Origin of the sequence: Methanobrevibacter sp. (assembly GCF_045644645.1) — an archaeon.
Lineage (GTDB): Archaea > Methanobacteriota > Methanobacteria > Methanobacteriales > Methanobacteriaceae > Methanocatella.
In genome coordinates, this window is sequence record NZ_JAZRHE010000018.1 from 12995 (window position 1) to 38086 (window position 25092).

Consider the following 25092-nt stretch of genomic DNA (forward strand, 5'->3'; position numbering starts at 1 on the left):
AATTAATTTTTACTTCTTTTTATTTCAGGAACATATCTCTTAAGCATCAGTGAAAGGGATATGACAGTTACTGAACTCAATGCCATCGCCAGACCCGCAAGGGCAGGCTCAAATGTTATGCCAAAGGTGGGATATAAAACTCCAGCAGCAACCGGAATAAGTATGGAGTTATAGGCAAAAGCCCAAAAGATATTTTCCTTAATTCTTCTCATTACCTTTTTGGAAAACTGAATGGCAGCCACAACATTTTCCAAATCACCTTCCATAACAACAATATCCCCACTTTCCATGGCTATGTCAGTACCATTACCCATGGCAACGCCGATATCCGCCTGTGTTAGTGCAGGAGCATCATTAATGCCGTCACCTACAAATAAAACCTTTTTAGTGTTGTTTGCCTGAGTTTCCCTTACGATATCTAATTTGTTTTCAGGAAGAATTCCCGCCCTTACATTGTCTATTCCAACTTCATTTGCAACGGTGAGTGCTGTGGATTCGTTATCTCCTGTCAGCATGTAAGTTTCAACACCCATCTTGTGCAATTCTTCGATAGTCCTTTTGGAATTATCCTTTATTTTGTCTGATAAGCTTAAAATACCTTTCACGGATTTATCCTGAGCTATGAAAATGATTGTCTTGCTAAGCTTTTCCAAATCATGATATTTATCAATTAAATCTTCAGATACAGCAATATCATTGGTTTGCATTAAAGCCAAGTTTCCTGCAAGAACTTCAGTATCATCGATTGAAGCCTTAAGACCCTTGCCAGTTACGTTTTCGAAACTTGAGGTTTGAGTTAAATCCATGTTCAATTCCTTGGATTTGTTTACAATGGCTTTAGCGATTGGGTGATTAGAATTCTGCTCAACACTGGCAGCCAATCTTATTAATTCATCATCAGATATGCCATAAGCAATTACATCATCAACCTCCGGTTTTCCTTCGGTGATTGTCCCTGTTTTATCAAATGCTGCAACATCGATTTGGCCTGCATTTTCCAAGGTATCCCCATTCTTAATCAAGATTCCAAACTCTGCAGCCCGTCCAACACCGACAGTGACTGCAGTTGGAGTTGCAAGACCCAAAGCACATGGACAGGCTACCACTAAAATTGAAATTAAACAAGTTAAAGAGAATAATAAAGTTTCTCCCAATACAAAATACCAAATTAAAAATACTGCAATGGCTATTGTAAGAATAACAGGAATGAAGTAAGATACGATAGTGTTTGCAAATTTCTGAACAGGAGGCCTTGAACTCTGTGCCTTTTCGACCAAACGAATGATATTGGATAAAACAGTTTCCTTACCGATTTTTTGAGCTCTAATGTATAAAATCCCATCCTGATTGATAGTTCCGGCAAACACCTCTTCACCATCCTTTTTGACTTTAGGAATAGGTTCGCCGTTAATCATTGATTCGTCAACATAAGACTCACCGCCGACGACATCCCCATCAACAGGGATTTTATCACCAGGTTTTACAAGCAATAGATCACCAATGACAATATCCGCTATTGAAACTTCCTTTTGGGATGTTATTTCACCATTTTCATCAAGTTCGATTGCAGTTGCAACGGTTGGCTGAAGGCCAATCAATTCCCTTATTGAATCTGAAGTTCTCTTTTTAGCTCTTGCTTCAAGATATCTTCCAATCATTAAAAATGAAGGAAGCATTACAGCAGAATCATAAAACATGAAGGAATGGTCCAAGACTATATGAAAAGTTCCGAAGATACTTGAGATGTAAGCTACAAGAATACCCATCGAATACATTACATCCATATTAAGGTTTTTATGCATCAAGCCGTTGATTCCGGCTTTGAGAATTGGTAATGACACATATAAAAAAGGAGCAATGCTTACAATCAATGACAATAACCCCATTGAGGATATGTCAACACCAGTTGACTGTTTAATGGATTCCGTTACACCCATTAACGGGTCCCATCCTGAAAACATCAAAATCATTAGAATGGCTGAAAATATTAAACCAACAATGATTCTATTACGCTTTTCAGCTAAATCCTTTTGATAAATAGCCTCTTCATCTATTTCAGTTTGGCCTTCCACGCCAAGAAGTTCAAAACCTAATGAAGTAATCACCTCTTCGATTTCATCTAAAGTAACTTTAGACGAATCATATCTGATTTTTGCAGATTGGGAAGTCAAATCTGCCTTGACATCGAAAATACCATCCAGCCTTATCAAGAAATTTTCAACATTCATTGTACATGAAGCACAATGCATTCCTTGAATTCTTATAGTCATTTCATCGCAGTGAAGGTCAAAGCCAAGGTTTTTGACTAGCCTTTCCATTTCTTCATAAGAAATCTTTTTAGTATCAACAGTAATATGCAATTTATTTGCTGCAAGGTCCGCATCAACTTCTTCTACACCTTCAATCTTTCCAAAAGTTTTGTTAACGCTTAAAACACAAGAAGCACAATGCATTCCTTCTATTGGCAAATCCATGTGTTTATGTTTTACCACCCTATCACAACCGTTATAGCATATGAGACAATATTTAATTTTTAATAATTATAAATTTTAGGTTTAACGAAAAATAGTAAAAAATTAAAGATACTCAACTTTAATATCCTTGTGAGGGATTGTTCTTCTAAATTTCACTTTTGGATAGCCAATTATAAAAGAGGAGTACATATGCTTATTTTTATCAATATTCGGGAAAAACCCCATTAATCTATCATGGTCAATTTCATCAGCCTTCAAAATAAATAATGAATAAAATCCGCCAAGGCCTAAAGAGTAAGCCAGTAATTCCAAACGAGTATTTGCAATGACAGCGGTTGTCTTATCAGTGGAAAATGTTAAAATTAGTTGTTTGCCACCCCATAGCAATGGATGGAATTTTTTTGTAGAATTATCCTTTAAATAGTCCCCAAATTCTTTAATTCTAAAAAATTTATCCTCTTCAACTTTAATAATTTCATAGACAAGTTCCATGAATTCATTAAGTTTTTCATCCAAAACAACAAATTCAACATCTTGCTGGTTTTGAGCTGAAGGAGAATAATATGCCCCCTCAAATAATTTATCAAAGATTTCTTTATCAATCTTCATATCTTTAAACCAACGAATGGATCTTCTCTGTCTTAAAAGCTGAATCAGATTATCATAGTTAACTGGGATTTCACGAGGATTATATTCGGCAATCCTATCCTCTTTTCCATCATAAGATTTAAGCGTGATTGCACCTGCTTTACATATTGCCATGCAATGACCACATTCAAAACAATTGCCGCCCGTTTCTATAGCAAAATCTTCGACAACAATATTGTCTCGAATACAGACTTGTTCACATTGTTTACAATCCGTGCACAATTCATGATTAATTTTTAACTTCACATCCATCTTGAATGACCTTTAAAACATTATCATTATCAGTTAAAACAGAAACATCATCTAAAGGATTTGAATTAACTAGAACTAAATCTGCCACATAATTCTCTTTTATTATTCCTAAATTATCATGCCCTAAAAATTCTGCAGCTTTAACAGTTCCACTGGCTATCGCTTCAGCTTCACTCATTCCAATGTCAGTTAGATGAACCAACTCTTCCAAGTTATGACCATGAGGAATTACACCACTGTCAGTTCCCATCAAAATATTGACGCCTTGCTCATAAGCAACCGAGATATTTTCTTTGTGAACTTTAACAACTTCCCTTAATTTGGCAGTTTTTTCCTTGGCATAACTATCCCATGCAGGAAAACCGTTTTTATATAAGAATTGATGAACCAGTAATGTCGGGGTTAAGCTAACATTCTTTTTAACCATTTTACATGCGGTCTTTTTATCAATGAAAGTTCCATGTTCAATTGATGAAAACCCCGCATCAATACAATTATTCATCCCCCTTAAGCTATGGCAATGAGCTGAAACCTTCATGTCATTGGCACGGGCCTCACAGACTATAGTTTTTAGTTCTTTTTTGTTGAACTGTGGAAATTCGGGTGAAGTATTGGTTGTCAGGACCCCTCCACTGCACATTACTTTTATAAAGTCAGCACCCGCCCTTTTGACTTCACGGGTCTTTTTCAGGACTTCCTCTATACCATCGCATCTTCCTTTAGGAAATCCGGGATACATTATCTCCATGTCAAAACCGGAAGGCAACAGCAAATCAAAATGTCCGCCAGTCATGACCAGCGGAGTGATTGATAAGTGAATTTTAGGGGCTTTAAATAGCCTTCTTTGTTGAGCCAATTTGAAACTTAAATCAGCAGATCCGCAATCCCTAATTGTTGTAACGCCGGCACTGATTGTTTGAGCTGCATGAGGAACTGCATTGTAAAAATGAATGCCTAATGGATTTGCCATGTTTTCCTCTTTGTGAAAACCCTTAGCAAAAATATGGCAATGACAATCAATAAAACCCGGAAGCAAATAATTATCCTCACCATCAATAACTTTTACGTCTTTTTTAGTAGTTATCTTTTTGGAAGAAATCTTTTTAATCATATTATCCTTAACTAGGACATTCCTGTGAGTTTCAATTTCCTCCAAGGGGTTTAGAATATTTACATTTTCAATTAGAGTTTGCATATCTGCACCTACAAAATTTCAATTGTTCCTTTATCTCCATCAACTTCAACCAAAGTTCCGGAAGTTAATTCTTTAGTATCTTCAGGTGAGTCAACCATCGGAATATCAGACATTATAGCACCTGTAGCTATAATTGGCTCTGCATTAAGACAGATAATGGCTTTTGGAGCAGTATTGTTTTTCATCATTTGGAAAATAACATAAGAACCGACTGTAGAACCCTTACCGCCTGGAATAAACAATACCTTATCTTTAATTGATTGGCCTTTCAATTCATGATTCGGATCGATGACCTGTCCATTATCCGGGTTAACTCCACCAAGAAAGCTAATAGGTTCAGATGAGACTATTAGTTCACCTTTGGCTTTTCCCTTTGCAATATTTCGACATTTAATCATAAAATACACCTATTTAGAATAATTTATCTTCAACGAACTCTCCATTATTGATTGCCTCAGTGGATTTGATGGCATCAATCAAAGCCCAAATCCAAACTATAAAAATTAAAACAAATCCTATGACCAAAACTATAAGAACAACTGAAACGATGTATGCGATAATAAAGCTAAGTCCCTTTTTAGTCAATCCATTGTATAAGTGACCTAAACCAGGGAATAGGAAACTTAATATGGCTGCCAGAAGAACACTTTTTTCTCCACCTGGAGCAACACCAGCAACTCTAACACCACAATGAGGGCAGATTTCAGCATTAATATTGATTTTTTCACCGCAGGATTGGCAAAATTTTGTTTGTCCTCCTTCTTTCTGGAATTTAAAGCCACATTGTGGGCAAAATACTACATCTGCACTAATTTCAGTACCACAATTAGGGCAAAACTTAGAATTTTTATTATCTTCAACTGTTTCATCATCAGTTTCTGAGCCAACTGTTTTGACTTCAATGATTTCTCCTTTATCAACAGTTTCTTCAGGAACTTCCTCTACTTCTGGAACTTCTTCAACAGGCTCTTCAACATCTTCGACTTTTACTTCATCGACTTTTGGAAGAACGGCTCCGCAATTTGAACAGAACTTTGCATCTTTTACTTCTTTTCCACATTCAGGACATACAACCATATCATCACCTAAACAACATCTTTTTTCATTATTTCTCTTAAAACGGCAGTAGCATAAGAACCTTTATCGATTGAAAATTCACATAAAACACCATCTTCAGTGGGAACGGCAGATGTATCCCATACCTGAAAACGCATGGACCTCCTTAATCCATAGCTTCCCAGACGCGGCATTTTTGGAACTTCAAAGTCTGATTTTTCCAGATCATATTTTTTTAATACGTTCTCCTCCATCTCACCAACTTTTCCATCAGCAAATGGAACTTTCGTGCCATATAAAGGACAAGTTGGACTCGCTTGGAAATCATCAATCAATTTCTGGAATTCATCAGGAGTTTTATCTCGAACAATATGCTCTTCAGGGTCAATAATAATATCTCCCTCAACATATTTGCTAATTCCCATTTCAACTCTATTGCTTACAGCTTCATTAAATAAATAAGATTGATAAGCATGTACAAACATCCTCTGAAGAGGCTTCGGAATGGCATGCAATGCATTCATATATGATTTATCAGTTAATTCTCCTTTTTTGGAATCTTTAATTAATTCCTTCACCATCATTTTTTCATAGCGCATTCCTTTTCCCATAAGATTTAAAGATTCCTCCAAATTGCCATCATCGTATGCCTGTCTTGCCAGCCGGTTTTCCTCGCTTTCATCTTCAGTCGGGTTTCCAATATATGTTCCAACAGCCTTGGCCAAATCGTTTTCAACCAAAGCCCTGCCAACCAAATGAGTAATTGTCCTCGGTTTTCCAAATCTCTGCCAGCCAAAATAATTAGGAACCCCTGTGACTTCCAATTGTTCTAAAACTTCATTGGCAATATCTGCACTTTTTTCAATATCGTCCAAATCCCTAATAAGAATTTTAAACTTGTTTCCTTTAAGCTGACCCATCCTGAGCTTTTTACGACCGCGGACTACCTTTAAAAAATCAGTCTTGTAAATTGTACCGTCCAATGCTTTGACCTGATTTAATTGCTCTTCGGAATCCATATTTGCAATGCAAATCCACTGGCGGGTTAAAGCCTTTTTATCTTTCATCCCAGCAAAGCCCATCCTTTTCCTTGAAATGTGCAAATCACGGGCTATGTCCAAAACAACATCCAAAGTTGTCCTCCCCAATTTTTCAATCCAAATGTAAACGTTTGGGCCTTCACCTTCTGGAATTACTTCAGGAATTTCTTCAACATAAAAGTCCTCATATCGGTTTCTGATGGTTCCACCGATACCAGCTTGATTAGTTACATAAGAATTAGCATTTAACATAATAATCACTGTAAGTAAATGCCCTGGCCGGGATTTGAACCCGGGGAATGGGATCCGCAGTCCCATGTGTTATCCAAACTACACCACCAGGGCCAACAAAATAAGATAACATATAAGTATAAGATATTTATAGTATTTAATGATTACCATGTTGATAATGTATAATAATAATCCCCATAAGACCTTGTAGCTGATGAAACATCCTCAGCACCTGAATAATCGCCGGAACCTGAAAGAACTTTATCATTTAAAACATTTGTTTCGCTAAATCTATAATTTACGAGATTGAAACTTTTAAATTTGTCTTTGCTTAATTTAGAAACTTCATTAATAGATTCCTTTGAATTTTTATTTTCCTCTAAAATTTCAGAAATTTCCCGAATGAAAGTCCCGTCATCATAGTCAACCTTTCCACTTAAAATCTCCATGATGTCCTGGGCATTCTTAGATTCCCTTATTTCACCTGAATAACTGGAATCAGGAATGGAAATGGCTGAATTAAAAACTAAAAATACGCATAACAGTAAGATAACTGCAAGCACCGCATCGATAATAAAAAAATTTCCTTTTTCATCTAACATGAATTGAAATTGTCTTTCAATATTAATAAAAAAAGTTGAAGTGTGCAAAAGTTAATTTGCACGGATGTGTTTAATCACCTTATCCTTTTTAGCAATTGCGGCATCTGAAGCTTCCTGAACCTTTCTTTTCATTTCCTCAAAGTCTTCAGGAGTTGTATCGCCAACCAACTTTTTAATCTTGGTGTATGCTGCTTCCCTAAATAGAGGAACCAATTTTTCATTTGAACCATCTTCCTTGATTAAAATTGGCTCACCTGAGTTGTTGACTTCACCAATTTCGGAAATTGCCACACCATACTTGCCAACAGCATTTTTGATATCCTCAACTATTTCAGGCGGTGCAATCAACATCAATGAATCTGTAGAAACACCTAATGGGTCAATGTTTAATGTCTCAAGCATGTTCAAGACATTCGGAGCCACCATCTGCCTGATTTCCTTTTCATAGAATTCAAGTCCAACACCGGTAGTGTTGGATATTTCGTGAGCATCCCCTCTCAAACCGCCATTTGTTACGTCAGTCATTGCATGAATGTCCTTTACCAAATCCGCTTCAAACAAGGCATGTGATGCCTGAACAAAGTTAACGTTCATTGTATCCCATACAACATCGAAGAAACCGTTATAAAGAGCTGTTGTTGTGATTGTTCCTCCGCCTGATCCTTCAGTTAAAAGGATGATATCCCCTTCAGTTGCCCCTTTTCTTGCAGTTGGAGGATATGGGGAAACACCTACACTTCCGACAGCGGAAACGAATCTATCTCCTAAAACCATGTCCCCGCCGACACGGAGGGTACTTCCTGCAACAATCGGAACATCCACAAGTTCTGAAACTGCCGCAACACCTGCGGTGAAGTCAAATATTTTAGCAACATCACCGTCATCTGCAAGGTGAACATCACTTAAAATAGCTACAGGATCTGCTCCCATTACACAAACATCCCTTAAAGTTGCCCGGGTTACGTGGAAACCGCCTAAAAATGGATATTCACTTAATCTTGAGTGTATTCCATCAACGGCAGTTGTGATATAAACTTCATCGTTATTGACTGGAGCCTTTACAACTCCCCCATCATCCTGTTCGGATGGATTTACCAAAGATGCAGTATTGGTTGATGAAACGATTTCTGCTATTTTTCTGTGGACAAAAAAGTCTCCAGCTCCGCGAGAGCCCACACCCATTTCACCCATCAATACATCTGATTTATTGACACTAGCAATCTCTTTTAAAAATTCATCATCACTTTCATTTAATCTTAAAGTGGTTGCTACCTCATCAATTACGGCTTTAGCCATTTCAATAGAGTTTTCCTCATTTATCTTTTTGTATTCTCTAATTCTTACAGCTAAAATATCTGCTAATTCATCATAATCATAATCATCAATTCTAGCCCTTACAAATCCTTCGATATCCATATTCAAATCTCCAAATTAGTGAAATTCTTTAAAATCTTAAGTCCAGCCACACCACTTTTTTCAGGGTGAAACTGTGTTGAAAACAAATTATTCTGACTTAAGGAAGCTACAACGCTTCCACCATAATCACAGGTTCCTGCAATGATGCTTTCATCATCAGGAATTACATGATAAGAGTGAACAAAATAGAAGTATTCCTTGTCAATGCCTTCCAAAATGGGCGAACCATTAGATACATTTAACTGATTCCAACCCATATGCGGAATTTTTACGCCTTCAGGCAATATTTCCACATTGCCTTTAAACAGATCCAGACCTTTAACACCAGGCGATTCCTCACTAGAGCTCATCAACACTTGCTGGCCAAGACAAATTCCCAAAAACGGTTTATCATCACCCACATGCTCATGGATTACATCTTCAAAAGGCTTTAGGTTTTCCATTGCGCTTCCGAAAGCCCCAACACCAGGAAGAACCAAATAGTCACTGGCTGCAATTTCTTCCTCATCATCAGTTATCTGATAATCAACACCGATTTTCTTAAATCCATTCGAGATGCTTTTTAAATTTCCACTTTTATAATCAATAATCGTAATCATTCGTCCAACCACCCAATAGCTGCCCTGATCATTCCACCAAAGTCTGAAAATACAATTTCTTCAGTTCCAAGAGTTTTTGAGTGTGCATCAAGTTCTGCAACAACGTGAGTGTATCCCAACTCTTTTAAAGGTTCAACCAAACGAGGCCCGTCAGTTACTGCTACAGATTCCGCGTCAAACTCTTCAATTGGAAATGCATGTGGAACTCCAAATACCACAATCAAATCCAAATCCTTACCCTTAAGATATTCCGCAGCGTTGTTTGCTGTTATTGGATATTCATCCAAACCTCCAGTAATGAAATCCGGTTCGATATCCAGTTGATTTCTAATATTAATTGCATGCTGCCTGATTCTTGGCAGACCAATGTTTTCATCCAAATTGGCTACAAAAACAGGTTTGTTTTCGGGATTAATTTTTTTATAGTCAAAATTTATAATATCCGAAAACAGATATGATGTTTCTTTCTTAACATTCAGGACAAAAGCGACTTTCCTATTCTCCTTCAATGCGTCAACAACAATTTTTGCCACTTTCTCTTTGGAATCACCGAAATTAGGCTTAATGTACTTTCCCTGTGCCATTCCACGGGTTTTTTCAACTTCCGTTGCCTTTTCAAGCATTTCAATTTGTCTGTCGGCCTCCTCTCTTGGTATTACACCACATTCAACGGCCGCATCCAAAACCATGATAGCCCCAACTGTATTGTCTCCTTCACCTGATCCCCCATGAGACTCGACCGGAATCACCGTACATGGCAAATCTGCAGTTGCTATCGCCTCTTTTAAGTCTTCACCGATTATCATGCTTGCACAGGTTCCTGCAATACCCATCAATTTTGGTTTAAACAAGTCATAAGCTTCAGTTAAAGTTTCAACTAATTTTTCACCTGCACCCAATATAAAATCGTTTTCTGACATTCCTGTAGTTACAACACGCACCCCGTCACTTTCTAAAAGCCTGGCTGTTCTAAAGCAGCACCCTGTAGGTCCATGCATAACAATAACATCAACATTCATATCCCTTAATGTGTAAAGAGTAGCTGCAATCGGACTTGGTCTTGGATGTATAATTTTTATCACCTAATCAATTTAACAAATAAGTATTTTTAATTCTTAATTAATATAATTAATTAAACAAATTCTGGAGATTGCAATATGAAACTTGACAAAGAAATTTTAGAAGAAAAAATCAGAGAATACAGAAAATTCAAAAGCTGCTCTGAGTCAACATTAATGGGCCTTTGTGAAACAGCCGAATATCCTATCAGCCAAGCTGAAATGGTGAAATTAGGATGTGGATTTGCTGGCGGAATAGGTGGGACATTCGATGAAGGAACCTGTGGTGCTGTAACCGGCGCAATAATAGCAAACGGATTAGTTATAGATGATCCATCAAAAATTAAAGCGAATGCCAAGGAAATATTCAACACATTTAAAGAGGAATACGGAAGCGTTTGCTGCGGCACAATAACCAACAATGGAGAGGACAAGTCCCCATGTGTTGACTGCTGCGTATTTATTGCAAATAAAGTTGCTGATTTATGGGACGAATAATAATTCATTCAAATTAGGTTAGAAAATGGAAAGATACTGTAGAAAATGTGGCGCTAAACTTAAAGAAGAAGCGAGATTCTGTCCCAATTGTGGTGAAAAAGATATCGCTTCAAATGAAAGCTTTTTAAATAAGTATAAACTTCCATTAATAATCGCTGCAATAATAGCGATTATTCTAATCTCATTTGTTGTTTTAACACCCCAAACTCAAATCGTTAAAGTTGACAATGTTGAATTTGAAATTCCTGCCAATTATGTAAACGAACCATCCAGAACAGATGTCAACTACGATGGAAACGTGAAATCAAGTGCAATGGGCTGGAGCAATGACAAGACATATATAGAAATTGGAGTAACAAGAACACCAGGTTCAGGCATCAATAGCCAAGAGGTTGCAGCCAATGTAGGCGGGTCCCCAACCAAAATGCTAGGCTATTCCGGATACTATCAGAAATACGACAATGAAAGCTATTCATTCGTATTTGGATTGAAAGACAAAGTATGTATGGTCTATGTGTCCGATTATGATGCATTTAATGATATCAAAGTCGTTAATGAAGATTAATCCGATGATACCTTTTAATTAATCAAAACATGAACGCCAAACAAAATCACCAATAAAATAACATTCAAAACAGTGAATTCTATCAAGTATCTGATTTTAAATTCACCGCACTCGCGGACAAGAATCTTATAAGAAATAAGATTTGCCATGGATGCAATAAGAGTTCCCAAACCCCCAATATTAATTCCAACAATAATGGCTTCGTAGTTGGTGCTGAAACCGCTAAGCAAGATTGCTGCAGGAACATTGGAAATGACTTGGGATGCAAGAACGCCCCATAAAACCTCATTGCCAGCAATCCATTTTGCAAATAATGTATTGAAAAATGAAATATTCTCCAAATTGCCAATCAGGATGAAAAGGGCGATGAATGTTAAAAGCAGACAATAATCAACACCTAAGAAAACTCTCCTAAAGAAATTTTTTCCATCGAACTTAATTTTACCCATACTAGGCAGATTAATGCCTTCCCTAGGAATGAATAATGACAATGCCGCTAAAAATATAACCGATACAATAACATATGGCAGAAGCAGCAAGAAGAATGATTCAAATGGAATTTTGGAAACGGTATACATTACAATATTGTGTGGAGCCCCAATGGGAAGAACCATGCAGCCAACATTAGCGGCTATAGTCTGCATGGAAACTGTAAAAATCATTAAATCTATACGGTCAACTTTTTTTAAGGCCAATATTGCAAACGGCACAAATATGATTAGAGAAACATCATTGGTTATGAATATTGAACTAAAAAAACAGGTGAAAATCAACAAAACTACAAGTTCGCGCGTATTTTTAACTTTAGTCAATAATTTGCGAACCATCAACTCAAAAACTGATAGATTTTTTAAGACCTCAACAATAATCATTATCACCAAAAGCAGTATAATCGTGTCCCAGTTAATGTAATTAAAATAATTGCTGCTCGGATGGATAAAAAAACAGGAAATAATGGCTAATATTGCTGAAATTGAAAGTATTATTTCCTTTTTAAAAAAATCAAAAAATCTATCTGTTAAATTGTCCATATTATCTGTTTAGTAAAGGCATTATAATAACTTATTCTGCATCGTCATCAAGGGTCTCTAAAAGAAAACTTACAGGCCTAAAGCCATCATTACAGGAAATCATTGCAGATTTTTTATTTTTCATCCAACCATCGTAAAAATCACTGGCCCCATTAGCCAGCGCCAATACAAAAGGTGAAAGACTTTCCCAAGCACTGTCACAGAAATTATCCGGCTTTAACCACCCATTGGCTATAAAAACATCCCCCTCTTCAACATCACATTCGTGCTCTAGCGGATTTTCATATTCTTCAATCAAGTCATCATGCCTGACTTTTTTCATGACGGTAATTTTAACTTTTTTCACAATAACACATCCAAATCACTTTCTTCATAACGATTATGTCCCTTAAGACTTTTTTTATACTTCCAACATTTAATTGCATCATCCAAAGATTTATCCCCATTATTTTCAAAGAAATCCCTTATGTATTGATTATATTGGAATTGCTTTCCAATTTCTGTTTTTTCACTGGAATTTTGAATTTCAAAATATGCATCGATTGCATCCCCATAAGTTTTATCAGGATTGGATTTAATCCATCTTTGAAATTTAACTTTAAATTTAAAGCCGCTGCCAATTTCCTTTTCAAAAAATGCTCGTTTATCCTCACTACATTTGAAATTTTCGCCCAATCTGGAATCCAATGTAATATCCATTAATGTTTCAGAAGACTTCTGTTTAACCGGGACTTCATTTAACTCTTCGCCAGTGGACAAATAATGAATTATCCTTTTTTCCAAATCTTCTTTGCTGCCACTAACTTTCAATCCCTCTGATCTGCAAAAATCCTTTAACTCCTCTTTTAAAAAATAGTATTCTTTAAACTCAACCGGATTTAAATCTTTAGATAATTTAGTCATGAAAATCTTTAAAATAAAAAAAGTAGAGGAATTAACCTCTTGTTACGATACTGATAATGTCGCCATCCTGCAGCTCATAATCACTAGCCACACGCATGTTTTTTCTCGCATCAACAGCATGCATGAATTTGTCTCCAATATCCGTGTGGACAATATAAGCCAGTTCACGTGGAGTTGAGCCTTTAGGAACTAAAAATCCATCAGGCAAGACATTACCTTTTTGATCTGTGTATTTATGTTCATCCTGAACTGGATAAACTACAATTCTATCAAGCAATTCAAAAATACCATAGTTTAAAGCCTTTTGAACACCAGTACTTCCATATTTATCCAAAATATTGGTTTGAATGTATTCAAGCGCCTTGATTTGATTTGGATTCAATTCATCAGCCTTTAGAATTTCAAAATGGTCCTCACCAGAGACATATGAAATCAAACCTGCTTCAGCTGCCCTTACAAGTGCAATTTCAGATTCCGCAGAAGTTGGAATTACATTCGGATATTTTTCCTTAATCCTTTCAATATTGGCCTCAGATGTTGGCAAGTCAGCCTTATTTGCAATAATCATCATTGGTTTTGCAATGTGTAAGATATTTCTTGTAAGCTCAATCAAATCCTCTTCTTCCCATTTATTGAAATCCGGCTCGATTGTCCTTTTAGCTTCAATAATGTCTTCAATAGCTATTCCGGTACCAGATAGTTGATCAAACAATACCTTGGCAACATCCAAATGTTCGGCACCTATCTTTCTTACAAGCCTAACCCAATTTTTTGATAATATTCCATACATCCACATTACGATTTCATTTTCTAAAAACTCCAGATCATCAAGTGGATCATGGCTTCCAGGATCAACAGGATTTCCTTCCAAATCAGTAGACCCTGAAGCATCAATAACATTTATAAACACTTTAGCTTGCATTAAATCATCTAAAAACTTATTACCTAATCCCTTTCCTTCATGGGCTCCAGGCACCAATCCTGCAACATCTATCAATTCAATTGGAAGCAATCTTTTTCCATCAATACAAATTGAATTATGGGGATTGCAAGTAACACCTAATTCCTTACATGGACAATCCTTAATTACATGTGCAACTGCTTTATTGGCATCAATTGTTGTAAATGGATAATTTGCCATTTCCACACTTGAAGCCGTTGCCGAATTAAAAAAAGAGGATTTCCCTACATTTGGTTTTCCACAAACTGCAATTTGAAGCATAATAATCACTTTAATTCTAATAACATCTTTAATGTATGTAATTGAAATTATAAATAGTTTCAGAAATTAATGTATAATTAATGAAAGATAAAGATGTTGACCGCCCACAAGCCATGACAATCCGCCAGGGAATTCAAGATGCAATGACATATTCCCTGCCGGATAAGAAATTTAGCAAAAAAAGCATTGATTTGGTCGAAATAGATCTTGAATTAAAAAAGCTCGGTTGGAATTTTAATAATTTTAGGATTTTAAACTTAACCGACATTCATTTAGGCCAGTGGATAAATCCAGAATATCTATCAGAACTCGTGGATTATGTCAATACATTAAATATTGATTTAATCACATTAACAGGAGATTATTTTTCATATGTTCTGAAAGATTATGAAGAGTCCCTTGAAGAGTCTTTAAAGAAATTGGAAGCACCTTATGGAAAATTTGGAGTTTTAGGAAACCATGACCATTGGATGGATGCTTCAAAAATCAGGGACATCTTTAAAAATTCCGGAATTGTCGATTTAAGCAATGATGTTGTTACCCTTAGAAAAGATGAAGATCGCCTAAATATTTGTGGTGTCGATAGCTGTACAGTTTGCGCCGATAACTTAGATAAGGTAATAGCCAAAATGCCTGAAGATATTCCAAGCATTTTGCTTGCCCATGAACCTGATTTTGCAAAAGAGTCATCGCAAACCAATAAATTTGACCTGCAAATATCCGGCCATTCTCATGGAGGCCAATTCATCATTCCAAAATTTGAAACAACGCCATTCAGAGGGCCAAACTCAACAAAGTATCCTGTTGGACTTTATAAAGTCGGGGAAATGCTACAATATACAAGCAAAGGTCTTGGAACAAATTCGTTCAGAATAAGAATTAACTGCAAACCAGAAATTACAATAATTACATTGAAAACCACCAAGAAACAGCAAATCACGATAGAATGATAAAAAATAAGTTAATTTCATCGCTTAGGACCATAATCACAACAATGCTATTTATTCTTGCAAATATTATTGCAATTTACATTGTAGATTACATCAGTACCGATTTTACTGTTGGCCCATGGTATAATGCATTCATTATTGTAATAGTTGTTGCAATTGCAAATGCAGTGCTGTGGCCAATATTCAGGCGTTTCTTAATGAAAATCATCATCTTTACATTTGGAATTGGATCCCTTTTTATAAACTCAATCATATTCTATATTGCATCATATTTTATTCCGGGAGTTTCAGCTGGAATCTATGGAGTATTACAGGTTCCAATCATGATGGCAATAGCCACAACATTTACCACAAACATTACAAACACCAACTATTACGACAGATATATCAAAAATATTTTAAGGCATGCATTAAAGCAAAAAACTCCCTATAAAAAAAGATATTCCGGTGTGATAATGATTGAAATTGATGGCCTTTCAATAAATACGCTTAAAAAGGCTATTGATAAAGGTGTGATGCCAAACATTGAAAAATGCTTGGATGAAAAAACCCATACCCTGAAAGGATGGGAAACCGATTTATCTTCACAAACCGGTTCGAGTCAAGCCGGAATACTACATGGCAATAATAAGGACATTGTAGCATACAGATGGGTTGAAAAAGAAAACAACAATCAAATTGTTGTTTCCGGAAAATTAAGTGACGCGCCCGAGATTGAAAAGGAAATAAGTGACGGCAAAGGTTTGCTCGTTGATGGAATTAGCATTGCAAACATGTTTTCGGGAGACAGTAAAATACCAACATTAACATCTTCAAAATTGAATGGTTTAGCCAATATCTACAATAAAACATTGAATGCCGTGTTTTTAGATGCCTATAACTTCCAACGGGTATTCATTTTATTTTTATGGGACATCATTTTAGAAATAACCTCACAAATTGTTCATTATCTGAAGAATATACAGCCAAGAATTAGAAGGACAATTGTTTATGCTACAGTCAGAGCCGGAGCAAATGTGGTTTTAAGAGAAGTAACAACAGATGTCCTAACAAGTGAGATACTGGCAGGAAACATCGATACTGCCTATGCAACATACATGGGTTATGATGAAATTGCTCACCACTCGGAGTGGAAGACAATGACGTTTGGGGAGCTTTAAAGAAGATTGATCTACAATTTGCAAAATTAACATCGGCAATTGAAATGAGTGATAGAGACTATAAATTAGTAGTTTTATCAGACCACGGCCAATCAAATGGAGCCACATTTAAACAAAGATATGGGATAACATTAGGAGATTACGTTAGAAAATTACTTCCAGACGATTTAATGATGTTTAAAACCGAATACAATATTGACCACTTTAGAGATGCAGTAATTCCTGAAAATCTGCAAATCCGACATCTTAAGAATAAATTTGATGATATTCGTGATGACTTATTTGAAGATTCGAAACCCGTTCAGAACATGAAAGAGGGAGTTAAAAAAATAAAACCCGCAACGAATTTCGAAAATGAGCAATCCGAAAATTTACAAGACGGATATCCCAATAGCCTAGATTATATCAAAAGCTATGAGAGTGCCCAACAAAGTACTAAAAAAGCAAAAAACTCGGAATTGATTGTTTTAAGTTCTGGAAATCTAGGTTTAATATATTTGACCCAATGGAACAAACGTCTAAGTTACGAAGAAATCGTTATGCTATTCCCAAATTTAATTCCAGGGTTAGTTAAGCATCCTGGAATTGGATTTATTTTAGTTGATTCAATACCCCATGGAGGAATGGTAATCGGTCAAAATGGAATCTACTATTTGGATAGCGACACATTAATTGGTAAAGATCCTCTTGAAGGTTTTGGCGCTAATGCTGCAAAACACTTGAAAAGAGAAAATTCGTTCAAAAACATGCCTGATATTTTAGTAAATAGTTTTTACGATGAAGAACGTGATGAAGTATGCGCATTTGAAGAATTGATTGGATCTCATGGGGGTTTAGGTGGAAACCAAACAAAACCATTTATTTTATATCCTTCAAACTGGAAAGACCCTGGGGATTTAGTTGGTGCGGAATCAATATACAAATTCTTAAAAAAAGAAATAGAAAACCTAAACTCCTAAATGATTTTTATAACCTTGAAAAACATCCTAACTGAAAATTAATTATATATAACAATTTAATCAAAATATGACTAGGAATACCAAAAATTGTTTTTCGTGATAAAATTATAAATTTAACGAATATTCAAATCATAATAGACATGTTTTTGGTTAAAAGCACTTTAAAAAATTTAAAGAAAATTAAAATGAATGATTGAAATGACTGGTAAAATCTATATTATTGGAATTGGTCCTGGTGCAAGCGAATATTTAACTAAAAAAGCAGTTGATACCGTTAAAACAAGCGATTATACAGTTGGAAGCACACGTGCAATAGAATTGTTTGATGATGTAAAAAATAAAATCGCATTCAATGTTAAAGAGCTATTGGATAAGCTTGAAGAAGGAGTGGAATTGGCCATTAAAGGAAATACAGTTTCAATATTGTCCACAGGCGATCCGGGTTTTTCAGGAGTATTGAATACTGTTTTAAGAATATCCGATGAAAAAGGTTTTGACAAGAAAAATATTGAAGTTATCCCCGGAATCAGTTCACTTCAGCTGGCGGCTGCAAGAAATCACATCCAATGGGATAATGCCAATGTCATGACATTCCATGGAAGGGAAAATATAGAAGAAATCTTACCGGTCATAAATAATGGAAAAACAACAATAGCACTCCCCTCAAGGAAAGTAAAGGATATGGCGCAATTCTTGCTTGACAATGGTGTTGACGAAGACAGGAAGGTTGTGGTCTGTGAAAGACTAAGCTACCCTGATGAAAGAATTGTTGAGTCAACTTTGAAAGAAATAGCCAACAGTGAATTTACTTATATGTGCATAATGATAATATACTAGAATAATTGAGCTTAAAAATTCATTTTAATAATGATTTACCATTTAATTTTAAAATTAAAGAATAAATAGTCCGATTTACATAGTCTAATTGTTAATTTTAGCAAAAAAATTAGCAAAAGGTAGATACTATGAATCGGAAAATAAACACCATATGTTTCATTTTCTTATTGTTATTTTTAATATCGGCCGTATCGGCATCAGAATGTGAAAATGAAACACAACCAATATCAAAAAACAATGCAGATGAAGATATTGAAACCTGCGACAACCAAATACTTCAAGCAAGCAATGTTGATAATAAAAAACAAGAACAAAACTTAGATAAAAACACAATTAGTAAAACACAAACCAAACAAAAAGTTACTCTAAAAGCTTCAGATGTAACAATGTATTATGAAGATGGACATAGACTTACTGCAACATTGACCGATAAGAATAAAAAACCGATAAGCAATGCAAAACTTAAAATTTCAATGAATGGTAGAACATATACAACCGTGACCAATAAAAACGGAGCTGGAACAATTGGCCTGCATATAAAAAGTAGGACTTACTGCCCAATAATAACCTTCGATGGGACAGACACCTATGAAAAAGCAAGCACAACCTGCACTGTGACAATCAAAAGTACAATAAAATGTGGTGATTTTACAAAGTATTACAAAAATACTGCCGCCTATTCCGCCACGTTTTATGATACGAAAGGAAATGTTTTAAAAAATACCCCGGTCAAATTTCAAATAAACGCAAGAACATATTCTGCAAAAACAGACAATATGGGAGTTGCAAAATTAAACATTAATCTAAAACCCATTAAAGCAAGCATTATCCCAATAAATCCCAAAACATCAGAACAAATCACCAAATCGCTTACTGTCAAATCATTGATTGAAACGAAAAATCTCGTAATGAATGAAAATGATGGAAGTGCATTTAATGTAAAAATTATAGACAGCAACGGAAAAGCATCCCCAAACAAAAAAGTGACTTTGAAGGTTTATGGAAAAACATACACCTCCTCCACAGACAAAAACGGTCAGGTTAGATTAGCCATAAGGTTAAAACCTGGAGAATACCCAATAACAACCGAATATGCTGATTTAAAAGTCAATAATATGATTACAGTTAATAAAGTGATTAAAACGTCCGATTTTAAACATGTAACCTCCATTCCAAATTATGTCAATATTTCATTGCCTTACGTATACCCGAATTCAAAATACTCCATTAAAACTGGCGTTAATGGAATTGTAAAAATGCCTAAAATAGAGATATTTACAGTTGAAACCGGATCAAAAACATATCAGTTTGCAACAGGAAAAACATCAAATGGCAATGTTGTGAACATGCAAGAGAAGAGTTATCTTGTGCCATTCAATGGGGGAGCCATAACCTGCTCTTCAAATAAAAACAGTTTAACCGGCACCGGCATAATGATTACAAGAACTTCCGAAGGTACTGAAATTGAATATCGAAGCAAAACCAACGATAATGTTGAAATGTTTGGGTTTTATGCGAACAAAGGCAGCGAGAATAGTGAAATCCTTACTTACATGCAAAATGACAAAATAATGGCAAAAGTTTCCATTCAAACACAATACTTTGATGAAACCGGCGTGAAATACAGCCTAGCCAAATATTATAAAAGGACAAATGCCGATTTTGCATATTATGAGATAACAAACCACGTATCCAATCCAGTTATATTTACAAATACCGGCAAACCGGTAACATATGGCTATTTTGAAAGAAACATTGCTGGATATGCCTCTAAAGAAGATATAACAACAAAATTTATAATCAATGGGGAAGAGGAACTTGTAAAAAAAGAAACAATAAGTTATGGGCTTAGCGAAAACTATAGAAAAGCTTACGGCTTTGAAGTGCTCCAAGCTTATAGCATAATCGCTGAAAAAATAACTCAAAAAACACTGGAAGACTGGGTTTCATCAAACTCAAAATACATAGACAAGTCCGGCGTGACAAATGTATACGGAATGCATCTGGCCTCTCTTGAAACAGCCTGGCTTGCCGATGAGTTAGCCAACAAATATGCAAAAGAATTTAATGTAAACTGGGAAAGAGCAAATGTAGTCACTATTTTAGGAGGCATCAATCTAGACGATACCTATATAAACATTTTAAATGCTGAAATGGGAATGGTCGTTGAAGGAAATCAAAACAATGCCGCCCTATTTAGACTGATGAATTCCCTGAACCTGCCAAATATTGAAGACTATGTTCTAACACCGGTTAGTGAAAGGTACATGGGAAAAACAATTAACTCCCAAGACAATGTATTCTCGGCAATAAAGAAAAATGAATTCAGCATTGTGCAATTGGGAGATTTGTTATATGTTTTTTCAATGAACAATTCAGCAATAGTCATGAATTCTACAAGTGGAGTTGCAAGTGTCATACAGTATAAAAACAATGCGACCTACAAAGGATCCAGCATATCAACCAGCAAAGATTGCTGCAGTGTAACAATACTTCCAAAAGACATTATTTCTGGAATCAGAACATCAATACAGACATTTGCTCCTGGAATCTATAAATTAACCGATGAATTAAATAATATCCATCCATATTCAGTTTTAGCATATATGGGCATAAAATTCTTATTGGAACATACATTAGATGGTGCATCCTCGGCCGGTCTGGGGCTGATATCGGCAATGACATTGATTCAAAATGGAGGGACAATGTATCGAAACAATATGGTGAACGAAAAAGAATGGCATAAGACAATGGACACCATTACCTTTACAAGACCCGGATATCTGCAGGGAAAGAAAGTTTACAACATTCCCAACAAAAAAGGAGGATACGATTATATCGAAGTTAAAATCAATAAGGATCTGACTTTAGACAGAAATAACGCAATCTACATTAGTAATGGAAAAACGAAATTACTGAGCAAAAAAGAAACATACCAATATTTCAGTGCCGAATACTGGACGCCATTCAGCATGCCTACAAAATATTGGGATGAAAGCTGGAAGGGAAACAAATGAAGCATAAAGGCACCATATCCATCTTGTCGTTGTTTGTGATATTGGTAATGCTGATATTCATAACTCCATTTATTGGAAATAAAGCCTCAAGCCACATCTGGATAATATTTTTCATCATTGTCGGAGTTTTAGCGATGATGTGGATAATGACTTCAACTGGTAAAAATCCAAAAGAAATCGTTGCAAAATTTAGAAATCAGCACATCTTATTGCAGATACTGGATATACTGTTCATCGCGGTATTTGCTTACGGGATAGTTACTTTAAAAGTCGTTTCAATAACATGGATCTTATTGAGTTTGCTTGTAATCATTCCAATTTGCCAATGGTTTTTAAAAAAATAAGAATAGTTAAAATAAGTTAATTATTTAACTTATTTTATTTTTTTTAAAGCTGAATAGCTTCCTGGGTTACTTCATCATTGTCCTCATCATCATACAGGATGTGGGCTAGTTTCAATAATTTTTCCTGGCCTTTCACTTCATCCTTAAACAAAGGAACTTCAGCAATGTGCTGGTCAGGGAATTTCTGATCGATTAAGGCCAAACGTTTTTGCTGTAATTTGTGTCTTGAATGGCAGAAATCACAATCACAGATATCAGGCATTACCTGATTTACAATAACACTATCAACAGTAATGTCATGTTTGCCTAGCGCTTCCAATGCCCTTTCTGATTCATAAATAGACATTTCCTCAGGAATTACAACCATTTTAAATGTAGTCCTGTCGGGGTCGGACAAAACCACTTTAGCTTTGTCTATTTCTTCTTTAGTTCTTTTTAACTCTTCAGAAGTCTGAGGGTCGTCGACTGCTTCCATGAATGGCATTATTTTTTTAAGCGCATTGGTTGCAGAGCCCAATTTAGCCTTAGCCAACATCAGCTTACCCACCCAAGAATCCATCACTTCAGGGAAGGACAATAATCTTAATGTGTGTCCTGTTGGTGCAGTATCAAAGACAACAACATCATATTCATCAGAGTTCATCACTGCCATAAACATTTCAAATGCAGCCGCTTCATCAGCACCGGGTGAAGATGAAGCCATATCCAACTGATCAGATAAAAAGTCCAAACCAAGCAATCCACCATCTTCAGAAGGATTTGTAGTTTTTTGAGCTTCGAGAGCCGCCTGCTTTTGAGCCATCGCTTCGTCCGGATCAATTTCGACCGCAAATAAATTGGTCTTGATTTCACGAGGATAGCTTCCGATTGGAACTTCAAGTGAATCCGCTAAAGAGTGAGCGGGGTCTGTTGATACAATTAGAGTTTTTTTGCCTTGTTCGGCCAACCATAATGCAGTAGCAGATGAGACAGATGTTTTTCCAACTCCACCTTTTCCACCTACAAAAATGAATGTTGTTTTATCTTTATTAAATCTGAAATAATCTTTAAATGCCAAATGAATTACCTCCTTGGATAAACTTACTTTTAGTGTAGGTTTAAATTCAATATACTTACCATTCATATATTTTGCCAAGCCAAATCATGAATTAGTAAGATTTTATTAAACTTACATTTTGTTACTAAATGTTATTTAATTCATTATAGTATATAAAACTTTAGTTATCCCACTTGGAAAAATACCCCTCTCCATCAATTTTTTCAATTAGTTGCTGAGTCCAAAGTCCATTTACCTTCCATGCCCTATCCTTTAGTAAATAGAAAATTAAAAAAAGAAAGAGAATTTAAAAAAATCCTCTTTTAATGTTTTATCTTTTGCGATATGTGATAACCATTGCACATAATGCCAATAACATCAATGCAATTGGATTACCTGTTGCGTTAGCATCAACAACATTAGATGAAACGTGTTTGGTGGTTTTGTTCTCATCCGTATTGTTGCTGTCAGGCTCGGTATTGTTGTTCTGTTCTACCTTAATGGAAATTGTTGCAGAACTTGCATTGTAGTAATCATTTCCATGATAATAAACATCCGCCACAGTGTCCTTATCAGGAATCACAACATCATTGAATGTTGCAACGCCGTCGATGACTTCTGCGGTATATGTCTTACCATCAACAGTCAATGTAGCAGTGCCGTTTTTGACCGGATTGCCGTTCTCATCAACAAATTTCACTTTAACGTCTTTTTTCTCACCGGCATTTCCGCTGACATCTTCAGCTGAAGGAGCCTTGGTGTTAACCTTTTCGACATTAACGCTGATTGAAGATGAACTGGAGTTATAATAGTCATTTCCGTTGTATGTAACGGTTGCATTATATTCTCCAGGGCTCGGCAATTCAACGCTTAATACAGCCTTGCCGTTTTCTACAGTGGAGTTGTATGTTTTTCCATTTAAGGTCAATGTAACTGTTCCGTTAGCGACAGGATTATTGTCCTGATCTAAAACAGTGACTGTAACGTCCTTTTTATCATCAGGTTTTCCTGATATGTCAACACCTGAAACTGTAGTGTTCACTTTCAGGATTGTAAGTGTTGATTCTGCTTGAACGTCATCAGCATCACCGCCGGAATAGGTTACTGCATACGGGTATGTGCCAGGATTGTCAACTTTGACATTGAATGTGGCTTTACCGTTGGAAACCGGAACGGATTCATCCGCACTTAAGATAGGGTATCTTGAAGCTGCAAGCAGTTCTTTATTATCATACTTGATGGTCAAACCTGCAGTACCTTCACTGACAGGATCTCCATTCTCGTATTTGAACTGTACAGTGAAGCTGACCGCTTCACCTGCATAACCGGTGACAGGAGCAATAATAATTGAAACAACATGCTTGATGTGCAGTTTGGAACTGTTGGATGCACTTGTATGGTTGGTGTCCACAACAGTAGTTAAACTGACAGTGTAATCACCTGCAGCCAAATCAGAAACACTGATTGCTTCATCAGGTTTTATAGTGCCGTTTGCAACAGCCTTATCGTTAGCGTCAATAATCCTGTAGGATATTTCAGTTGCATTGACTGATGAAACCGGAATTGAAACGGTATCACCGAAGCTTGCAACAGCATCCTCAGCACTGACAGATGAACCTGCAGGTTTAACTGTAATCTTGGATGTGTAGTTATTAGTAGTGTAATTACTGTTTACTACAGTTGTTAGATTGACTGTGTATTCTCCAGCAGCTAAATCAAGACCAGTGATGTTTTCACCAACATTAACGGTTCCTTCTTTAACAATGCCGTCTTTACCAATAACTTTGTAAGATACACCAGTTGCATTTTCAGAAGTTACAACAACCTCAATAGCATCACCGTAAGTAACCTCAACATCCTCAGCTTTAACAGTTGAGTTTGCAGGTTTAACAGTGATCTTGGATGTGTAGCTATTAACTGTATAATTGGCATTAACCATAGTTGTTAGGTTGACTGTGTAATCACCAGCAGCCAAATCAAGACCAGTAATGTTCTCACC

The 25092-nt window shown here is 36.0% G+C and carries 24 protein-coding genes and 1 tRNA gene; 8 read left to right on the forward strand and 17 right to left on the reverse strand.

Features of this window, described 5'->3' with window-relative positions:
- Positions 1-2 precede the first annotated feature (2 nt).
- From ACKI4K_RS01040 to cfbD, 11 genes are all read right to left on the reverse strand, one after another.
- Positions 3-2492, reverse strand: a complete 2490-nt coding sequence (locus ACKI4K_RS01040; RefSeq protein ID WP_407421396.1) for a heavy metal translocating P-type ATPase — start codon at positions 2490-2492, stop codon at positions 3-5.
- A gap of 84 nt (positions 2493-2576) precedes the next feature.
- Positions 2577-3374 carry a nitroreductase family protein gene (locus ACKI4K_RS01045; protein WP_407421398.1) on the reverse strand — a complete coding sequence of 266 codons (798 nt, stop codon included), beginning with the start codon at positions 3372-3374 and terminating at the stop codon, positions 2577-2579.
- Positions 3352-4569, reverse strand: coding sequence for an amidohydrolase family protein (locus ACKI4K_RS01050; protein ID WP_407421400.1), 1218 nt, complete (start codon positions 4567-4569; stop codon positions 3352-3354). The genes ACKI4K_RS01045 and ACKI4K_RS01050 overlap by 23 nt, the downstream gene beginning before the upstream one ends.
- An 8-nt stretch (positions 4570-4577) precedes the next feature.
- The gene (locus ACKI4K_RS01055; protein WP_407421402.1) at positions 4578-4967 is read right to left on the reverse strand and encodes a DUF126 domain-containing protein; all 390 of its coding nucleotides are present in this window, start codon (positions 4965-4967) and stop codon (positions 4578-4580) included.
- Between the two features lie 13 nt (positions 4968-4980).
- On the reverse strand, positions 4981-5646 hold the full coding sequence (locus ACKI4K_RS01060) for a zinc-ribbon domain-containing protein (protein ID WP_407421404.1): 666 nt from the start codon (positions 5644-5646) through the stop codon (positions 4981-4983).
- Between the two features lie 8 nt (positions 5647-5654).
- On the reverse strand, positions 5655-6917 hold the full coding sequence (truD, locus tag ACKI4K_RS01065; protein ID WP_407421406.1) for a tRNA pseudouridine(13) synthase TruD: 1263 nt from the start codon (positions 6915-6917) through the stop codon (positions 5655-5657).
- Between the two features lie 19 nt (positions 6918-6936).
- A tRNA-Arg gene (locus ACKI4K_RS01070) sits at positions 6937-7010 on the reverse strand.
- A gap of 50 nt (positions 7011-7060) precedes the next feature.
- Positions 7061-7498, reverse strand: a complete 438-nt coding sequence (locus ACKI4K_RS01075; RefSeq protein WP_407421408.1) for a hypothetical protein — start codon at positions 7496-7498, stop codon at positions 7061-7063.
- A gap of 51 nt (positions 7499-7549) precedes the next feature.
- Positions 7550-8914: an AIR synthase-related protein gene (locus ACKI4K_RS01080; protein ID WP_407421410.1), complete on the reverse strand. Its 1365-nt coding sequence runs from the start codon at positions 8912-8914 to the stop codon at positions 7550-7552.
- Positions 8915-8916: 2 nt separating this feature from the next.
- Positions 8917-9513, reverse strand: coding sequence for an imidazole glycerol phosphate synthase subunit HisH (hisH, locus tag ACKI4K_RS01085; protein WP_407421412.1), 597 nt, complete (start codon positions 9511-9513; stop codon positions 8917-8919).
- Entirely contained in the window at positions 9510-10583 is a 1074-nt protein-coding gene (cfbD, locus tag ACKI4K_RS01090) for a Ni-sirohydrochlorin a,c-diamide reductive cyclase catalytic subunit (RefSeq protein ID WP_407421440.1), read from the reverse strand. Before cfbD ends, hisH begins: the two co-directional genes overlap by 4 nt.
- 87 nt (positions 10584-10670) lie before the next feature.
- On the opposite strand from cfbD, the gene ACKI4K_RS01095 reads away from it, so the two are divergent.
- Together ACKI4K_RS01095 and ACKI4K_RS01100 are read left to right on the forward strand one after the other, a co-directional pair.
- The gene (locus tag ACKI4K_RS01095; protein ID WP_407421414.1) at positions 10671-11069 is read left to right on the forward strand and encodes a C-GCAxxG-C-C family protein; all 399 of its coding nucleotides are present in this window, start codon (positions 10671-10673) and stop codon (positions 11067-11069) included.
- 25 nt (positions 11070-11094) lie between these two features.
- Complete coding sequence (locus ACKI4K_RS01100; RefSeq protein ID WP_407421416.1) at positions 11095-11634, forward strand: zinc ribbon domain-containing protein; 540 nt, start codon at positions 11095-11097, stop codon at positions 11632-11634.
- A gap of 14 nt (positions 11635-11648) precedes the next feature.
- Here ACKI4K_RS01100 and ACKI4K_RS01105 read toward each other — a convergent pair whose 3' ends face one another.
- From ACKI4K_RS01105 to ACKI4K_RS01120, 4 genes are read right to left on the reverse strand one after another with little or no spacing between them, the layout of a single operon-like run.
- The gene (locus ACKI4K_RS01105; RefSeq protein WP_407421418.1) at positions 11649-12665 is read right to left on the reverse strand and encodes an SLC13 family permease; all 1017 of its coding nucleotides are present in this window, start codon (positions 12663-12665) and stop codon (positions 11649-11651) included.
- Positions 12666-12696: 31 nt separating this feature from the next.
- Positions 12697-13011 (reverse strand): TIGR04076 family protein, encoded by a 315-nt coding sequence (locus ACKI4K_RS01110; RefSeq protein ID WP_407421420.1) that lies wholly within the window; start codon positions 13009-13011, stop codon positions 12697-12699.
- Positions 13008-13568 carry a DUF6434 domain-containing protein gene (locus ACKI4K_RS01115; protein ID WP_407421422.1) on the reverse strand — a complete coding sequence of 187 codons (561 nt, stop codon included), beginning with the start codon at positions 13566-13568 and terminating at the stop codon, positions 13008-13010. Before ACKI4K_RS01115 ends, ACKI4K_RS01110 begins: the two co-directional genes overlap by 4 nt.
- A 31-nt stretch (positions 13569-13599) precedes the next feature.
- Positions 13600-14790, reverse strand: a complete 1191-nt coding sequence (locus ACKI4K_RS01120; protein ID WP_407421424.1) for a redox-regulated ATPase YchF — start codon at positions 14788-14790, stop codon at positions 13600-13602.
- Between the two features lie 80 nt (positions 14791-14870).
- On the opposite strand from ACKI4K_RS01120, the gene ACKI4K_RS01125 reads away from it, so the two are divergent.
- The 6 genes from ACKI4K_RS01125 (at position 14871) to ACKI4K_RS01150 (ending at position 22057) form a co-directional block, all read left to right on the forward strand.
- Positions 14871-15740 carry a metallophosphoesterase gene (locus ACKI4K_RS01125; protein ID WP_407421426.1) on the forward strand — a complete coding sequence of 290 codons (870 nt, stop codon included), beginning with the start codon at positions 14871-14873 and terminating at the stop codon, positions 15738-15740.
- Positions 15737-16900, forward strand: coding sequence for a phage holin family protein (locus ACKI4K_RS01130; RefSeq protein WP_407421428.1), 1164 nt, complete (start codon positions 15737-15739; stop codon positions 16898-16900). Before ACKI4K_RS01125 ends, ACKI4K_RS01130 begins: the two co-directional genes overlap by 4 nt.
- Positions 16870-17859, forward strand: a complete 990-nt coding sequence (locus ACKI4K_RS01135) for a hypothetical protein (protein ID WP_407421430.1) — start codon at positions 16870-16872, stop codon at positions 17857-17859. The genes ACKI4K_RS01130 and ACKI4K_RS01135 overlap by 31 nt, the downstream gene beginning before the upstream one ends.
- 198 nt (positions 17860-18057) lie before the next feature.
- Positions 18058-18696: a cobalt-precorrin-7 (C(5))-methyltransferase gene (locus tag ACKI4K_RS01140; RefSeq protein ID WP_407421442.1), complete on the forward strand. Its 639-nt coding sequence runs from the start codon at positions 18058-18060 to the stop codon at positions 18694-18696.
- A gap of 128 nt (positions 18697-18824) precedes the next feature.
- Positions 18825-21713, forward strand: coding sequence for a hypothetical protein (locus tag ACKI4K_RS01145; protein WP_407421432.1), 2889 nt, complete (start codon positions 18825-18827; stop codon positions 21711-21713).
- Positions 21710-22057, forward strand: coding sequence for a hypothetical protein (locus ACKI4K_RS01150; protein WP_407421434.1), 348 nt, complete (start codon positions 21710-21712; stop codon positions 22055-22057). The genes ACKI4K_RS01145 and ACKI4K_RS01150 overlap by 4 nt, the downstream gene beginning before the upstream one ends.
- 43 nt (positions 22058-22100) lie before the next feature.
- On the opposite strand, the gene ACKI4K_RS01155 is transcribed toward ACKI4K_RS01150, so the two are convergent.
- On the reverse strand, positions 22101-23180 hold the full coding sequence (locus ACKI4K_RS01155) for an ArsA family ATPase (RefSeq protein ID WP_407421436.1): 1080 nt from the start codon (positions 23178-23180) through the stop codon (positions 22101-22103).
- Between the two features lie 244 nt (positions 23181-23424).
- A partial coding sequence (locus ACKI4K_RS01160) for an Ig-like domain repeat protein (protein ID WP_407421438.1) occupies positions 23425-25092 on the reverse strand: 1668 nt, incomplete at its 5' end.

What these genes read in the sequence shown, in the direction of transcription:
- ACKI4K_RS01045 (WP_407421398.1), bottom strand. Translation starts at nt 3,374, where the DNA reads ATGGATGTGAAGTTAAAAATTAATCATGAATTGTGCACGGATTGTAAA.
- ACKI4K_RS01050 (WP_407421400.1), bottom strand. Translation starts at nt 4,569, where the DNA reads ATGCAAACTCTAATTGAAAATGTAAATATTCTAAACCCCTTGGAGGAA.
- ACKI4K_RS01055 (WP_407421402.1), bottom strand. Translation starts at nt 4,967, where the DNA reads ATGATTAAATGTCGAAATATTGCAAAGGGAAAAGCCAAAGGTGAACTA.
- ACKI4K_RS01060 (WP_407421404.1), bottom strand. Translation starts at nt 5,646, where the DNA reads ATGGTTGTATGTCCTGAATGTGGAAAAGAAGTAAAAGATGCAAAGTTC.
- truD (WP_407421406.1), bottom strand. Translation starts at nt 6,917, where the DNA reads ATGTTAAATGCTAATTCTTATGTAACTAATCAAGCTGGTATCGGTGGA.
- ACKI4K_RS01075 (WP_407421408.1), bottom strand. Translation starts at nt 7,498, where the DNA reads ATGTTAGATGAAAAAGGAAATTTTTTTATTATCGATGCGGTGCTTGCA.
- ACKI4K_RS01080 (WP_407421410.1), bottom strand. Translation starts at nt 8,914, where the DNA reads ATGGATATCGAAGGATTTGTAAGGGCTAGAATTGATGATTATGATTAT.
- hisH (WP_407421412.1), bottom strand. Translation starts at nt 9,513, where the DNA reads ATGATTACGATTATTGATTATAAAAGTGGAAATTTAAAAAGCATCTCG.
- ACKI4K_RS01095 (WP_407421414.1), top strand. Translation starts at nt 10,671, where the DNA reads ATGAAACTTGACAAAGAAATTTTAGAAGAAAAAATCAGAGAATACAGA.
- ACKI4K_RS01100 (WP_407421416.1), top strand. Translation starts at nt 11,095, where the DNA reads ATGGAAAGATACTGTAGAAAATGTGGCGCTAAACTTAAAGAAGAAGCG.
- ACKI4K_RS01105 (WP_407421418.1), bottom strand. Translation starts at nt 12,665, where the DNA reads ATGGACAATTTAACAGATAGATTTTTTGATTTTTTTAAAAAGGAAATA.
- ACKI4K_RS01115 (WP_407421422.1), bottom strand. Translation starts at nt 13,568, where the DNA reads ATGACTAAATTATCTAAAGATTTAAATCCGGTTGAGTTTAAAGAATAC.
- ACKI4K_RS01120 (WP_407421424.1), bottom strand. Translation starts at nt 14,790, where the DNA reads ATGCTTCAAATTGCAGTTTGTGGAAAACCAAATGTAGGGAAATCCTCT.
- ACKI4K_RS01125 (WP_407421426.1), top strand. Translation starts at nt 14,871, where the DNA reads ATGAAAGATAAAGATGTTGACCGCCCACAAGCCATGACAATCCGCCAG.
- ACKI4K_RS01130 (WP_407421428.1), top strand. Translation starts at nt 15,737, where the DNA reads ATGATAAAAAATAAGTTAATTTCATCGCTTAGGACCATAATCACAACA.
- ACKI4K_RS01140 (WP_407421442.1), top strand. Translation starts at nt 18,058, where the DNA reads ATGACTGGTAAAATCTATATTATTGGAATTGGTCCTGGTGCAAGCGAA.
- ACKI4K_RS01145 (WP_407421432.1), top strand. Translation starts at nt 18,825, where the DNA reads ATGAATCGGAAAATAAACACCATATGTTTCATTTTCTTATTGTTATTT.
- ACKI4K_RS01150 (WP_407421434.1), top strand. Translation starts at nt 21,710, where the DNA reads ATGAAGCATAAAGGCACCATATCCATCTTGTCGTTGTTTGTGATATTG.
- ACKI4K_RS01155 (WP_407421436.1), bottom strand. Translation starts at nt 23,180, where the DNA reads ATGAATGGTAAGTATATTGAATTTAAACCTACACTAAAAGTAAGTTTA.